The sequence below is a fragment of the Paenibacillus etheri genome, assembly GCF_001012825.1.
GTDB classification, from domain to species: Bacteria; Bacillota; Bacilli; order Paenibacillales; family Paenibacillaceae; genus Paenibacillus_AQ; species Paenibacillus_AQ etheri.
The window spans coordinates 138,007-152,309 of record NZ_LCZJ02000098.1 but is presented as its reverse complement, the minus strand read 5'-3'; the positions used below and the strand labels follow the sequence as shown (position 1 = coordinate 152,309).

General features: G+C 41.7%; 13 protein-coding genes. 4 read left to right on the top strand and 9 right to left on the bottom strand.

Going from position 1 to position 14,303, the window contains the following annotated elements; all coding sequences use genetic code 11:
• Positions 1-304: 304 nt before the first annotated feature.
• A complete protein-coding gene (locus UQ64_RS30570) occupies positions 305-4,585 on the bottom strand; it encodes an S-layer homology domain-containing protein (RefSeq protein WP_082651386.1) in 4,281 nt (1,426 codons plus the stop codon).
• Between the two features lie 168 nt (positions 4,586-4,753).
• Here UQ64_RS30570 and UQ64_RS29715 point away from each other — a divergent pair, with 168 nt between their 5' ends.
• Positions 4,754-4,885 (top strand): DUF4023 domain-containing protein, encoded by a 132-nt coding sequence (locus UQ64_RS29715; protein ID WP_060627025.1) that lies wholly within the window; start codon positions 4,754-4,756, stop codon positions 4,883-4,885.
• Between the two features lie 113 nt (positions 4,886-4,998).
• Here UQ64_RS29715 and UQ64_RS29710 read toward each other — a convergent pair whose 3' ends face one another.
• Both UQ64_RS29710 and UQ64_RS29705 read right to left on the bottom strand, forming a co-directional pair.
• Positions 4,999-5,703, bottom strand: coding sequence for a stalk domain-containing protein (locus UQ64_RS29710; RefSeq protein WP_060627024.1), 705 nt, complete (start codon positions 5,701-5,703; stop codon positions 4,999-5,001).
• Positions 5,704-5,893: 190 nt separating this feature from the next.
• Positions 5,894-6,415 carry a GNAT family N-acetyltransferase gene (locus UQ64_RS29705; RefSeq protein ID WP_060627023.1) on the bottom strand — a complete coding sequence of 174 codons (522 nt, stop codon included), beginning with the start codon at positions 6,413-6,415 and terminating at the stop codon, positions 5,894-5,896.
• A 164-nt stretch (positions 6,416-6,579) separates the two neighbouring features.
• Between UQ64_RS29705 and mbcS the strand changes: the two genes are divergently transcribed.
• Positions 6,580-8,175 (top strand): acyl-CoA synthetase MbcS, encoded by a 1,596-nt coding sequence (gene mbcS / locus UQ64_RS29700; protein ID WP_060627022.1) that lies wholly within the window; start codon positions 6,580-6,582, stop codon positions 8,173-8,175.
• 80 nt (positions 8,176-8,255) lie between these two features.
• Here the strand turns inward: mbcS and UQ64_RS29695 are convergent, their stop codons facing one another.
• Together UQ64_RS29695 and UQ64_RS29690 are read right to left on the bottom strand one after the other, a co-directional pair.
• Complete coding sequence (locus tag UQ64_RS29695) at positions 8,256-8,882, bottom strand: SMI1/KNR4 family protein (protein WP_209445906.1); 627 nt, start codon at positions 8,880-8,882, stop codon at positions 8,256-8,258.
• Positions 8,846-9,286: a HEAT repeat domain-containing protein gene (locus tag UQ64_RS29690; protein ID WP_060627021.1), complete on the bottom strand. Its 441-nt coding sequence runs from the start codon at positions 9,284-9,286 to the stop codon at positions 8,846-8,848. The genes UQ64_RS29695 and UQ64_RS29690 overlap by 37 nt, the downstream gene beginning before the upstream one ends.
• A 145-nt stretch (positions 9,287-9,431) precedes the next feature.
• On the opposite strand from UQ64_RS29690, the gene UQ64_RS30565 reads away from it, so the two are divergent.
• Complete coding sequence (locus UQ64_RS30565) at positions 9,432-9,725, top strand: DUF4358 domain-containing protein (protein ID WP_156417723.1); 294 nt, start codon at positions 9,432-9,434, stop codon at positions 9,723-9,725.
• Here UQ64_RS30565 and UQ64_RS31475 read toward each other — a convergent pair.
• From UQ64_RS31475 to UQ64_RS29670, 4 genes are all read right to left on the bottom strand, one after another.
• Entirely contained in the window at positions 9,616-10,284 is a 669-nt protein-coding gene (locus tag UQ64_RS31475) for a hypothetical protein (RefSeq protein WP_060627020.1), read from the bottom strand. The genes UQ64_RS30565 and UQ64_RS31475 overlap by 110 nt on opposite strands.
• Before the next feature lie 79 nt (positions 10,285-10,363).
• Positions 10,364-11,764, bottom strand: coding sequence for a sensor histidine kinase (locus UQ64_RS29680; protein WP_060627019.1), 1,401 nt, complete (start codon positions 11,762-11,764; stop codon positions 10,364-10,366).
• Positions 11,748-12,395, bottom strand: a complete 648-nt coding sequence (locus tag UQ64_RS29675; RefSeq protein ID WP_060627018.1) for a response regulator transcription factor — start codon at positions 12,393-12,395, stop codon at positions 11,748-11,750. Before UQ64_RS29675 ends, UQ64_RS29680 begins: the two co-directional genes overlap by 17 nt.
• 10 nt (positions 12,396-12,405) lie before the next feature.
• On the bottom strand, positions 12,406-13,689 hold the full coding sequence (locus tag UQ64_RS29670) for a glycoside hydrolase family 5 protein (protein ID WP_082651384.1): 1,284 nt from the start codon (positions 13,687-13,689) through the stop codon (positions 12,406-12,408).
• Between the two features lie 152 nt (positions 13,690-13,841).
• Here UQ64_RS29670 and UQ64_RS29665 point away from each other — a divergent pair, with 152 nt between their 5' ends.
• Complete coding sequence (locus UQ64_RS29665; protein WP_060627017.1) at positions 13,842-14,285, top strand: hypothetical protein; 444 nt, start codon at positions 13,842-13,844, stop codon at positions 14,283-14,285.
• Positions 14,286-14,303 lie beyond the last annotated feature (18 nt).

Genomic DNA, 14,303 nt, shown 5'->3' with positions numbered 1-14,303 from the left:
TCATGTTCGGCTATTTAATGTCAAGCTCTTTTTTAACTTCTTTTTCGAGCTCGGCATGTGTATTTCTTGGCCGGACTTAGAATATATCATGTATAGAGATTCATTGCAAGCATTATTTTCAAGTTTATATTATTTCTTATTCTGTTACTTCTTCATCATAATACTCCACTTCCTTAGAGATGTTTTCCAACGATGCGATGGTCTCTTATAAAAAGCAATAAACACAAAAGAGCCTCAGCCGATAAGCTGAGACCCCTTTGTTCGATACAAGCTAAGCTTAAGTTCATTTCACGCTTATACTAGGTTACTTCTGACCTTTGTCTAATAATGCAAGGATTATGGTAACCGCCTCTGCTCTTGTTGCCTTCTGGTTAGGCGCAAATTTATTCTGTCCTACACCATTCACAAGGCCTGATTTCGCTGCTGCTGCAATATACGGCACAGCCCATGCTGGTACATCCTTAGCATCATTGAAGGTTAATGTCGCTTTAGGATCTACTGTAATACCAAGAGCACGAACAACCATAACTGCTAATTCTGTACGTGTTAGCTCCTGTGTAGGACGGAATGTCCCATCATCATAGCCACTGATAACTTGCAGAGATACAGCTTGTGCCACAAAAGACTTAGCCCATGCTGGAATCTTCGCAGAATCCTTAAAGCTTGAAGTGTCACCATTCTCCGGCAATTGTAATGCACGTGCCAGCATAGTGATAAATTCAACCCGATTCACTTTCTGATTAGGACGGAAAGTATCATCCGGATAACCGCTAACGAAGCCAGCTGCTACTGCTTTCTCGATAACAGCAGCTGCCCAGTGATTGCTAGTGTCCGTTAAAGATGGCTTACTAACTGGCAATGCAGTTGGTGAAGGCGCCGTTGTCGGTGCTGGTGTAGCTGTCGGCGCTACTGTTGGTGTTGGTGTTGCTGTCGGTTTTGTTGTTGGTGCTGTTGTTGGTGCTGTTGTTGGTGCTGTTGTTGGCGCTGATGTCGGGGTCGGTGTTGGTGTAACTCCACCATTCTCATCGCCCTTAACAATACCGAACTCTTCAAGAACATATGGTTTAGCGCCATTAACATTCTGATCAATCTCATAAGATACAGCTGTCAGCTTCCCAGCATCTACAGTGATGCCAACAAAGGTCTGAACTTGACCGCGTTTTGGACGCTTAGCATCACTTGGGTCCGCTCCATATTTAGCCGCTGTATTCTCATTAGCTACTTCAAAGAGATTATAATACGCATCTCCCAGTTCTTTCTTCATGTTCTTATAGTAAACCTTTGCTCCTGCTGTAGCCGGAATCAGATAGATCGTTCCATCTGGATTTACTGTGTACTCCACAGTTTGACCATTGAAGCTTTCCTTGATCTTCACTGTGTCTGCTGCAGTTCCGTCAGCCTTGATTGGCTTCGTCCGTGCATAAATATGGTCGTGGCCCTGAAGAACCAAGTCAATGCCCAGTTCAGCCATCATTGGAGCGACTTTCGCTCTTTCTCCATTAGCGCCCATAATATCTTTGTCAGTAGCGTGGTTAGAGGTTGTGTATGGTCCTTTATGCATAGCGACGATAATCCACTTCGCTCCAGCAGCCTTCGCTGCTTTTACATCGGCCTTCATCCAATCCAACTGTGCTTTGCTGAAGTTAGCATATTCGTCCGAATTCTCATTCGTGTTCAAGACTACAAAGTGCGCATTACTGTAATCATAGGAATAGTACGCTCCTGTTTCTGTTGGAGAGCCTGCTGCTTCCTTAATATTATAGTGCTCATAGAAGGCATTCGCTTTATCCTCATGATTCCCCGCAACTGGAACGATAGTCGTATTGAGCAGGGTTTCCTGCGAATGGCCAAGCAGCCAGTTCCACTGTGATTCATTGGTTCCTGTATCTACGATATCTCCGTTAATCGCCACAAACTCAGCATTCGGGAATGCCGTAAGTGCTTTTGCCATCGTTTCTCCAGAAAGAATAGCCTCATCTTCCGTCTTAGCTTGTGTGTCTGCCAGATCAATGAAAGTAAAAGCTCCTGTCTTAGCAGCAGTTTCGAAAGTTCCCACTGCACTCCACAAGCCTAGCGCTTTATCACCTACACGGAAGTAGTATTTCGTATCAGCCTTAAGACCAGAAGCTTCAGCTTTATGAACTAATTCATCCTTTGAATTGCGGGAAACAGCTGAACGTCCTGTAAACTCAGCAGCTTTTGTAAAGTCTGGAGTAACGCCCGTATTCTCTATAACCTGCAGGTCGCTTCCTGCAGATCTCAACGCTGTGTACCAAGTGAATCCTTTGGCACTCACCGGGTCTCCATTAAAGGTAACTGTAACTTTTTTGATAGAATCCGTAGAAGCAATTTTAGCTTCTGAATTTGTTCTGTCACTTACAGCTTTGATAACAAATTGATAGGTTTGGTTCGGATTAGTATTTTCTACAGTGTAACTATAAGAAGTTTGACCTTCCGTATTAGGAACACTGACCGTCCAGTTTGCAGATAACAGATCATTTTGCTCGTAAATGCGATATCCCGATACTGGTGCACCAGATGCAGGCGCATCCCAAGTTAAAGTGATTTTACCGCCATCAGCTACAGTAGCTTTTGCATTTTGCACAGGTTTAACAGTTACGTCCGACTTATGAATGCTGTACTTATCATACAAGTCTGTAGATCCACCAGTTGTCGTGGTGTAGGCTTCATATGAAAGCTCATCATTCGTTACAGTCATACCTGTGAACATTTCCTTACCAGGCTGTCCGAATTTAGCTGCAAACGGAAATGGTCCTGAGCCTACATTATATTTTTTATTACCCGCTGCATTTGTAATCAGATATAACGTGCCCTTAGGGTCAGTGACTACTCCATTAGTGTCCGGAACAATATCCGTCAATGGCTTATTGCCGTACATTTGATAGCTTCTAGCAAAGGTGTGGTCATGTCCAGCAATTACCATGTCAATGCCAAGCTCGTCAAACACCTTCGTTAATTGCGTTCTGTAATAGAGTACATCTTTATCATTTGTGTGACTCGCAACGGAATAAGGAGATTTATGCAGAAGCACAACCTTCCACTTCTGATCGCTTTTCGCGGCTTCACTGCGCAGCCACTCTACTTGTTTATTGTAAATTTCGTTATTCTCAAGATTCGAGCTAGCGCCATAATACTCTGTATTAATAACCATATAGTGCGCAGAACCGTAGTCAAAAGAATATACAGATCCATCTGGCTTCGCGCCTGTGTTCGAGACATTAGGCAGATTAAAATGGGAAGTATAATTGCTATAATTCTTGCTTTCATGGTTACCTACCAAAGGAACCAACGGAATATTCGCCAGAATATCCTCCGGTTTATTGAAGAACCATCCCCACTGCTCCTCTATATCACCGTTATCTACCAAATCACCGGAATTCAGAATGAATTCACTTGTTGGGAATTTAGCCAATCCCTCTTGAAGGGTATGATTCCAAATATCAAAATCTTCTTCAGTTGTTCCTTGAGAATCCGTTGTATATAGGAATTTAAAAGCTTGATTACTGGAGCTTTCTGTTTTAAAGGTTCCTACTTCACTCCAATTATTAGCTTGTCCATCACCTGCACGGTAAGCATATTCGGTTCCCGGCTGCAAATGATCTGCAATGACCTTGTGGCTAGTCAATACAACTGGTTTTTTAGCTGACTTATCCGCTTTTGTCATATACACGCTTGTTGTAACAGATGTTCCTTCGTAAGTTTGAGCACCTGCTGGGAACTGACCGTCCACTAATTTAGAAGCTTCTACTACTTCAAGCTTGGTACCCGTCACACTCTCAGGTGCATACCAGTTGAACCCCATACTAGTTTGAGGGTTTCCGTTAAAAGTCAGTGCTATGGAATCAGGCTTACCAACTCCAGGTTCTACAGTCTCTGCTACCGGATAAGCAATCAGGTTCATATCCCAATACAGATCGGAGCTTCCATCACTCGACTGATGAACCTCAGCTGAAAGCTCATTGCTTCCATCCTTCAAGTTAGCCTTTACGACTTCAGTAAGGTCTACCTTGGTGTATTCGTTTGGATCACTTAAGTTAGTTGAACTTTTTGTAGAAAAATCGATTGTGCCTGCTGGCATAGCCTCGCGATAGATTTCTGCACCGTTCAAATAGAGCACAACGCCGTCATCAAACGCGAAGTTCCCCAAAATTTTATCAGATTTCGTAACCTCTTCTTTATTTGCAGTTACAATTGTACGGAAGTAGGAGGTACGATATTTCTTACTCTTATCAGAACCGTAGCTTATATTTGTGTTCAGAGCACCAAATTGCTTGCTGCTGACTCCTGCTCCACTATCTTTATAACCAAGCGGTGCTTGGCCGGACGCCCATGATGAATCCTCATACACAGACCTCCATGCTGTGCCTTGATTCGTTCCTTTATCTAGATACTTCCACGTAGAATTCCCTGCCAATAATGTAACAGGCTCTAGCGATTGTAATTGTAGTAATCCAGCATCCCCATTGCTGTCTTCAGCATAAGCTGGTATTCCTGTGAACGTAAGTCCCAGTACCATAGCGAAAGCTAGTGTCATGGATACAGCTTGTTTAAATAACCTGTTCATAATCAGTCTCCCTTACTGTTCTATCGAAATGCTTGCATCCATTTATAGTAACTATTAAATATTTTCGCAATGTCTTTATAAACATAGAAGTTTGTAAAGCACATCGTGTATGTATTCTTGCAAAAGTGGTTACAGTAACGGCAAGGTTGCCAATCAAGGAGGATAAACATGGACGATACTCATGCTTTTGTAGAAAAATTGCACGACACCCAAAAGAAAGCTGAAAAGAATAAAGAGCATCACGGTAAAGGGACACCCAGTCAAAAGCTGCCTACTAAGCAGCACAGTAAAAACCCTTAAAAGCAAGGTTACGCTTCATCGACAAGATCATAGGCTTTGCCAAAAAAAAAGCAGCAAGCCCTCCATAAGGAGTGACTTGCTGCTTTACTTTTCCGGGACAATGTACGTCAGAGTTATTTACTCCATTTCACTACATTTACTGCTACTTTTTCTAATTGCGTCTTACTCAATGTTTTATTTGGGGAACTAATAGTAACAAAACGATCATCCAGTTTATAGGTCAAGAACAACGAATCGCTGGATGGGCTGTACCATTTAGCTTCGGTTCCGTTAGAGAGCTTTACAGTTTCACCTTTGTATTCGTAAGAGTAATCACGAGGAGAAATGTTCACCTTCATTTGCTTAAACAGAAAGTTCACCCCATCATCGGAACCCCCTACTTTTTGAAATGCGTCTCCACTCACCATTTGGGTAGGTGCATAGGCTGTTTCGAAACCTTGGAAATTGGCGAAGGCTTTAACAATCTCTTCTTTCTGAGTGCTGCTGTATTGTACAGGAGTCAGAGAAATAGTGTCAGTCACCGAGCCTCCTGTGCCAAGAATAACCTGATTGTTCACCGCATCAAAGGTCACAGGCACCTTCATTACATCAGCAATCGCACGTACAGGAAGATAGGTTGTATTGTTATAAGTAATTGGTGCCAGTGCATTTCCTTTATTATCAACTGGCGTATAAGCCGTGCCATTCACCTTAAATCCAATGCTGTGATTGAGATATGCCGTAATTTTCTGAAGTTTTGTTCCTGCGTACACACCGGCTGATCCTGTGACTACCATCCCAAACACCATTGTTGCTATAATTATTTTTTTGTTTTTCATAAGTAAGCCCTCCTTGAAAGTTTAATCTTTGTTCTTACTTTAGCTCAAACAATATAAGATTATGTCTCTAAGTTGTTTCTTACTTGTACCCATTTTGTAATTAAAAAAATCAAAATATCATTAATTTAATCAAAAATAAAAACAGCAACCCGCTTGTCCTAAAAAGGATCGTACGGATTGCTGTTAGAGATTAACTTTGATACGGTGTTGTAACCTTATACACTTCTGTATATAAAATTTCTCTATAAAGATTGAATTCTTCTTCATCGACAGGGTTAGGGTAGGTCATGATTTGAAGCGGTAAATCAGCATTTTCCTCACGCAGAGGGGGCTGCACATACGCATACGGATTCAAATGGAAGCCCAGTCGCTCATAAAAGCCAATTCTCCGTTGTTCCATTTCACCCAGTGGCGGCTCTACTTCCAGAAGCACAGGCTTGCCCGACTGACGGATATATTCTTCCATCAGCTTTTTACCAATGCCTCCACCTCTTATACTTGGGTCCACTGCGATATGTTCTACAAATCGAAATCCTGGAAACTCCCAGCAAGCTATAAAAGCAATGATTTTCCCCTCAGCATTCACCTCGGTAATCAATCGGTAATGTGGAACATCCAATAACTCCTGTTGTCCCTCATAGGTTCTGATCTCGGAGGTGGGAAAAGAGGCTTCCATAATAGCGAATATTTCATCAAAAGTTGTGTGATTCATAACATAGTTCTCACTTTCTGGATTTATATTTACACAAGTTATCTTAACCTTCTGAACCCTATGATATCAAATTTAAGCATCAAGGTACTAGTACCTGGTACTAGGATAACGTGCTATACTAAGCATAACAGTTATACAAATCTTGTTTTATATAGGAGAGGTTCATATTGGATAATCAGCAGTGGATCGCACCTGAGTTCTACAATCTCACTTCGGAAATGGAACGTCATGCTCCGGAAAAGATTGCACTTAAGTGGTTGAATGAACAAGGAGACTACGAGGAGATCACTTACGGAGATCTTCGCAAGCAAGCTAACCAACTTGCCGGAGGGCTCGCAGCACTCGGCCTTGAGCAAGGGGATCGTGTTCTTGTAATGGTTCCGCGTCGAATCATCGCTTATGTCATCTATTTAGCATGTCTGAAGCTAGGACTTGCCATTATCCCTTCATCAGAAATGCTTCGCGCCAAGGATTTATCCTATCGTCTGCGGCATTCCGAAGCCAGAGCTGTTATTGCCTGGTCCGAGGTCACTGAGGAAGTTAATAAAATCTCGGACGATCTGCCTGCTCTGGATTACCGTCTTTCCGTATCCGGCGACCCTGACGAGCTCGGTCATGGATGGCTAGATCTGGAAGGTCTAATGATTGATCAGCCAGATATGTTCACAGCAGTCGAAAGCCACCGGGACGATATGGCGATCTTGGCATATACCTCTGGAACAACTGGCAACCCTAAAGCAGTCGTTCACAGTCATGGCTGGGGTTATGCTCACTTACGAATCACATCGCCTCAATGGCTCGATATCAAAGAAACCGACACCGTTTGGGCAACAGCGGCACCGGGCTGGCAGAAGTGGATCTGGAGCCCCTTCCTAACCGTTCTTGGCAACGGGGCGACCGGCTTTGTATATAGCGGATCTTTTCATCCCAAAAAATATTTGCAGCTGCTGCAAGATCACAACATCGAGGTATTATGCTGTACGCCAACCGAATATCGCTTGATGGCCAAATTAGAAAATCTCAATCAGTATGACTTGTCCCGCCTTCGCTGCGCGGTTTCCGCTGGAGAGCCTTTGAATCAAGAGGTCATCAACACCTTCCAGCGTGAATTCAATATCACAATTCGTGATGGTTACGGTCAAACAGAAAGTACGCTTATCATCGGAACACTCAAGGATACTCCTATTCGTATAGGCTCTATGGGTAAGTCCATCGCTCCAGGCCTAGTTGAAGTGGTAGACGAGGACGGCATTCCGTTACCTGCTGGTGTCGTTGGAGATATCGCAGTGCACTTAAGCATGCCGGCGTTATTCCATACCTATTACAAAGACCCCGGCAGAAAAGAAAGCTGTACTCACGGTGAGTTCTTCATAACTGGAGACCGGGCACGGAAAGATGAAGAGGGTTATTTCTGGTTCGAGGGCCGTGGAGATGACATTATCATTAGCTCAGGTTACACCATTGGTCCTTTCGAAGTAGAGGAAGCCCTTATGAAACATGCTTCAGTTAAGGAATGCGCGGTCGTTGCAAGTCCGGATGAAATCCGCGGACACATCGTTAAAGCTTTTATTGTACTGAAGGATGAGACCCTTGCTTCTCCTGAGCTTGTGAAAGAGCTTCAATCCCATGTTAAAGAGTGGACAGCACCTTATAAATATCCACGCAAAATCGAGTTCATTCAAGATCTTCCGAAGACGACTTCCGGAAAAATACGGAGAGTAGAGCTTCGTGAGCAGGAGAAGCGTGCTGCGCAGGAGTAACATAACAGTAGATATTAAAAACAAAGAGCAGCTAGTCCATAATTGGACTGCTGCTCTTCTTTATAGGGTATCTCCGCTTGTTACTCGGACCAATATTTCGCATCCGGGTTCAGAGCTGCGCCTACTTCGCCCTCTTTTACTAAATCGCAATCGAGGTAACCCTCTTCATCCAGGAAATAAACTTCCTGCTTGTAGAACTCACATAAAGTCTCCATGAACTTTTCAGGTGATTCATACATCACAATCAGATCCCCAAAATCATGCAGCAGGTCACAAACGCGTTCCACACCATCCGCAGATTTATAGTAACAAATGAAGTCGCTACCGTAATTCGTTAAGATCGGCAAGATAACCCCATCCGCTTGATGACCTTTTTCCTCCAATATTCCAGCTAAGATCTTCATCTCTGCCTCATATTCATCAATATGAATTAGACGATATCCTGGAATAAATTCGATCAGACTTGGTTCTTCTTCCTCACTGCTTGTACCTGAAACTATGCTATAAATAGCTTTCAGCAGTTCAGGGGCTTCCGGAAAAATCGCCGTAATCTTCGCTTCATTATCACCCTTACCTAAGCTGGCAATATAGTCAGGACGTAAGTCAGCAGACAGCTTAAGGTATTCTTGAAATTGTTCTGTTAATGGATTGGTATACATATTGTCATCCTTTACTTGTTCGCGGAAGTCCACATCTTCATCAGCCACGCGTCGAACTCATCGCCTTTTTCACCTTCATAAGTATCGTACACGTCGATTCTCATCTTCTTCAGCTTCTCTTTGAAATCTTCGTACGAATGATCTCTTGGTAAGCTCTTCTTGATTCTCAGGAGTATTTTGGATACGCCTTTCACTAGCTCCGGTTTATTCTTGGACGGTGCTTTAACATCTTCGCCGAATGCCTTCAGTTTAAGGTAAGCAGCTTCTTGAACTGTATATACAGGATCGCTCTCCATTAAACGCGTCAGGATATCGATAATTTGTTTGTGGTTAGTCTGTCCCAGTTCTTCAACAGCTTCTAGACGGGCTCTCCAATCCGCAGAGCGGTTGGCAGCTTTCTTTAATTCCTCGTAATTCTCCGGTAATCCATTATTGTTCAGTTCTTCGATCATTCCGTTCAATCCCCTTCTATTCAAAACTATCTACCTAACATTAACAGTATACCCAACCATTGCGCAAGCTAAGTGAGGAAGATCTTTGCATGACCTTTTCCTTCAAACATATTTCCACAAAATTGGGGTAAAGTATTCGAAAGAAATGGTCGACGAGATGCTCGCTAAAGTGGAACAGCCTTCATTAATGGAAGTTGAAGCAGATATGGTGGCTCAGCTGTATCATCTAGCTCCATCATTACTTGAAGATTATAGCATTAGAATGCCGATGATGAATGTGAAAAGTAATGAAATTGCCATTTTACAAGTTAAAGATGCAAGGGATATCTCTACTGTCGAAAATCTATATTTATTCCAAAATTTTTACATTCGTAAACAGGGAAGCAGTTTGTTATTCCTTCCTCGAAATTCATATAAATATCTATGGCATCCGGTTTAGATTTATCATAAAACGATAAGTGGACTTTTTTAAATTCCTTACTATTAGCTATATCAACAAAAAAATCGATATCTTCTTTTTTTATTTCACCTGTATCTTTCTTCACTAAAATTGCAACATAATAAGTTTTTAATTCCTTTAATCTTTTCCGAGTTGCATTATCATCAATTTGATAAGAGGTTTGTCTATTCATTAAGTCAATTTGAATTTTGCTTAAGAATTTTTCATTACTCTCTATGTCAACTTTATTGAAATAATCCATAATGTTAGACTTCCACCCTAATACAATTGGTGCTGAAAGAAAAAAAACAACAGAAATGATAAAACAGGTTATCATCAAATTCTGCTTTTTATTGTTTGTCGAGTATACAATGAGTAATATATAGCCGAGTATAATGACCAATAAGATTATGGTAGGAATAACGGCACTTTCATATTGAGGCTCAATGAATCTAGGCCCACTACTCTTATGAATAACAATATCTAATACTGATGACCAAATTTCAACTCCAGCAACCGCACTAAATATTACGAACAATATGCTGACTACTATGATCAAAAACACTCCTCCTATAACACATTTTTAGCACCTGTTCCTATTAATGTAATTATCGGCGAGATAAGAAAAATCTGAATAGTCAATCAGCCTTGCTAACATCAAACCAAACACAAAAACTAATATACGAATCCTCTAACATGACTTCGTATTTCAGATCATTTTTAGCTAGAATCTCCGCGACGATAGACAGGCCAAGTCCAGTTCCGGAGATTTCTTTATTCCGAGACTCCTCGATAACATAGAACGGGTCCCATATATACGCTAAATGCTCCTCTTTCAGGCGCGTGGTTTTATTAGTGATGGTGAATTTAAGAGTGCCGTGGGTATCATTCACTACTGAGATTGCAAAGACATTCTCTTCCCCATATTTAATGGCATTACTAATTAAGTTGTTGAATACAATCTCCATTTGGCTGACATCCTCTTCAACAATGGATCGTTCAACTAAATGGAAGTCGGTCTGTAAGGTCAGGTTTTTATTTTTTAGCGTAATGTTATATTGTGAGATCACTTTGAGCAGAAGCTCTTTAAGATCAAATTTCTCTTTATGCACTTCGGTCTTTTGGATCTTGGATAGCTTAATTAAGTAATCCACCATATCCGAAGTATATTTCACCTGTTCCAAAATGATATCCGAATAGGTGCCATCATCCAGATCGTCTTGAATTCCTATGGTATAAGCTTGAATTAAGGATAACGGTGTTTTTACCTCGTGTGAAATGCTTGAGATCAGTGTGTTTAAGCTTTGATTTTTCTTCTCCAGTTCTGCATGGGCGCTTTTCAATCGCTGACTCATCTGGTTAATGCTTTTGGATAGTTCTTCGATTTCATCCCCCGATTTAATCGTCACTTGTTTAAAATTAAGATTGGAGATATCCTTCGCTACATCCTGCAATTGCTCTAACGGAGTAATGATCTTTCTCGAAAAATAAGCCACTAACAGCAAACTGATAATAATCCCCAAAAGAATAGAATAGAAGCTGAGTTGATTCACGATGTCTAAAGCATCTGTATTGTGCACAACCACAGTACCGATGAGGATTAGATTTCCATCCTGCTCGTATATTTTCATTAACAGACTGGACTTCAATTTCCCCTGATTAAATAAAAGGTTGACCGTATTTCCTTCGTTTACCTTTTGCAAAACTTCTTCCGTAATCCAGAACTTATTGAGTGCCACCTTATCTTTAAACAGAGCAAATTGTAAATTATCGTTAATTTCTGCTACGCTTCCACTGTCTTTAACCCAAACAATCGTTGCGTTATTATTGTTCTCGATTTCTGTTTCATTGTCCCTGAGCTGATCCAGACTTAGATCCTTTACTTCGTCATAAATGGCGTTAATTTTGGTCTTCATCTTGTATAGGTAATAATCGGACGAGAAAAAGTTGTGCAATAAATAGGACGTCCCAAACACAATCAGCAGAATGATACTTACCATTATCAATAACTTGGTGCTTATTTTATTGATTTTTATCATGGAAGCTGTACCCCATTCCCCTGTGTGTGATTACGTGGTCAGCCCCAATCTTATCGCGCAATCTCTTGATATGTGTATCCACGGTTCGTTCTTCGCCAAGGTAGTCCATCCCCCAAACAGAAGATAACAAAGAATCTCTAGACAAAATGCGGCCTTTATTCTCATATAGGAAGGTTAGCAACTCAAACTCTTTTTTATAAAGGGAGAGCTCCTCCCCCTTCTTGTACACTTTCTTCCGCTCAAAATCAATTTCTAAGTCCCGTATAGCAGCCACTTTTTGGGTACCCAGCATTTTTTTGATTCTCAGCATTAAAATCCGTGGATCGAATGGCTTTCTTATATATTCATCTGCACCGATATCTAAAGCGCTAAATTCATCGTCATGGGAAGAACGGGCGGTCAGCATCACCACTTTAGCTAAACTAACCTGCTTGATTTCATTGCACACCTCAATCCCGCTTCGCTTAGGCATCATCCAATCCAACACCACAAGATCAATCTTATTTGAAAAAAAGAGCTCCAGCGCCTCCTCCCCATCCGCAGCTACCCAAACCTTATAGCCCTCTTTTTCAAAATAAGTCTTCAATATGGTGGTCATATGTTTCTCATCATCGGCAATTAGAATGTTCAAGTCGCATCATTTACTCCTTTCTTTCCAGTCCTTTCTTCAATACTTCCCATATCGGGTTATCCACTGCTGTCCGAGGAGGCTGTTCGTCTTTCTCTATCGCTTGCCAATACTCCCAGGTTGGAGGCTCAGTGCCAAGCTCATAATCCATACCGTCCCAAGTATCCTCTCGGAAAGCATAGAACGCCCAGTGCCAGCCGAAATCATCAAAAATCGAAATTAAATCTGCCAAGTATTGATCTGCACCTTTTACTAATCGATTCGTTCCAAACTCTTCTGCAACAATACGATTTGCGGGGATGTTATGTTCCTTTGCCCACTGTGCAACAGGTTCTAGAAATTCCTTTAAGGCTTCCTTGTTAAAAGCTTGTTCCGTTTTATTGTCCCCGACCTTTATCGTTCCAGGATATTCATAGGTTAACCCTTTTTTCTTATTCTGACTGGTTAGCTCGTAAGGCTCGTACATATGAAAAGCATACAACACATTCTCGTCTTCGATCGGTTTCAAATATTTAAAGGCCCAAGGTGTAGCATACAGGCCAGAATTCACGATAATTGGTGTCTTCGAATCTACGGTACGAATAGCGGTCACTATCGTCTCATATAAAAGATTCAAATCCGCAGGGGTGTTCTCTACTGAGCTATACCATTCGCTGTAGTCCTGTGTCCAGAAGTCATGAAATCCAGTCGCGGTCTCAGGATGTGGCTCATTAATCAAGTTATAACCGATTACTGCAGGATGATCTTTCAACCGGCTTGCTAGATCTCTCCAAAACACTGCTGCTTGTTCATGATAACTGAAATCCTTCCATATCCGATCATCATTCTCATAATTATTAAACTGTCTCCAGCGATCTCCGGGGAGGCTTAGAACGGTCAGCACTACTTTTGAGCCCCGAGCCTCGGCTGCATCTAAGTCTGCTTTTAACTCGTTAAAATCCTCCTCAACAATCCCTTCATACTTATCTGCATTCCCTATTAGAAAATCTTTATCCGGGTTCGCATCCGGTTTGTCATTAAATAAATAGTCACTGTCTTTTGCCCATTTATCGGGTGCCAAACGAATGAATTCAATATTCTGCTCTTTGGCAGCTTCATAGTTTTCCGGTAAAGATTTTAAATTCATGAAATTGGTGCCTTTTCTCTGGCTATCCCAGAAGGCTAACTTCTCATTCCTTTCTGTTTTCTCTTCCTTCTTCTCTTCCTTCTTCAGTTCTGGATCGGCTTGCGGTGGTACCGAACTACATCCGACAACCAACAATAAGATCATCACGATAAAAGCTTTAGATTTCTTCATTCTCTCACCTCGTAACCTATCGTAGCGAATCTCTGTTACAAGAGTGTCACAAGGGTGATCCAACCGTACAAGTAGGTAACTGATGAATTTCATACGAATCCAAGAATCGAACCTTCCTCTCTCATATTCTATTTCTAGGAGGTGAGTATAATATGACCATTCAGTTTGTAGATTTAAGACTTTCCAACCAAGCTGCTTCGGATGCTACACCAGCAGTTATTCCACTAGCAGCGACTCCCCTTGTTTTTGGGGATATTGGTATTCAAACCTCAGGCGTATCGGTTGAAAATCAAGGCAATGTCCGTATACTATTGACTGGATTTCTAAAAGTAGAAAACAATCCTCTTTTCAACACTAATACCGTTAATGTTCGCAGAAACGGAACCATCATTTTCACCACAACATTTGGTGTTGCGATCAGCAGAGAAAACGAGGCTTTCGGTTTTACAGCAGTAGATGTTCCACCACCAGCAGCTGTCGCAACAGGTCAAATTCAGTACACGGCGGAGATCTTCACTAATGCAGCGGCAACAGATCCATTTAATAACGTCCAAGCCAGAAACTTTAGTGGCGTTGCAGCAGCAGGTAACTTCTAGCATTAATATGCAGCGGGT

What these genes read in the sequence shown, in the direction of transcription:
- UQ64_RS29690 (WP_060627021.1), bottom strand. Translation starts at nt 9,286, where the DNA reads ATGATCGAAGAACTGAACAATAATGGATTACCGGAGAATTACGAGGAA.
- UQ64_RS30570 (WP_082651386.1), bottom strand. Translation starts at nt 4,585, where the DNA reads ATGAACAGGTTATTTAAACAAGCTGTATCCATGACACTAGCTTTCGCT.
- UQ64_RS29665 (WP_060627017.1), top strand. Translation starts at nt 13,842, where the DNA reads ATGACCATTCAGTTTGTAGATTTAAGACTTTCCAACCAAGCTGCTTCG.
- UQ64_RS29705 (WP_060627023.1), bottom strand. Translation starts at nt 6,415, where the DNA reads ATGAATCACACAACTTTTGATGAAATATTCGCTATTATGGAAGCCTCT.
- UQ64_RS29670 (WP_082651384.1), bottom strand. Translation starts at nt 13,689, where the DNA reads ATGAAGAAATCTAAAGCTTTTATCGTGATGATCTTATTGTTGGTTGTC.
- UQ64_RS29715 (WP_060627025.1), top strand. Translation starts at nt 4,754, where the DNA reads ATGGACGATACTCATGCTTTTGTAGAAAAATTGCACGACACCCAAAAG.
- UQ64_RS29680 (WP_060627019.1), bottom strand. Translation starts at nt 11,764, where the DNA reads ATGATAAAAATCAATAAAATAAGCACCAAGTTATTGATAATGGTAAGT.
- UQ64_RS30565 (WP_156417723.1), top strand. Translation starts at nt 9,432, where the DNA reads ATGGTCGACGAGATGCTCGCTAAAGTGGAACAGCCTTCATTAATGGAA.
- UQ64_RS29710 (WP_060627024.1), bottom strand. Translation starts at nt 5,703, where the DNA reads ATGAAAAACAAAAAAATAATTATAGCAACAATGGTGTTTGGGATGGTA.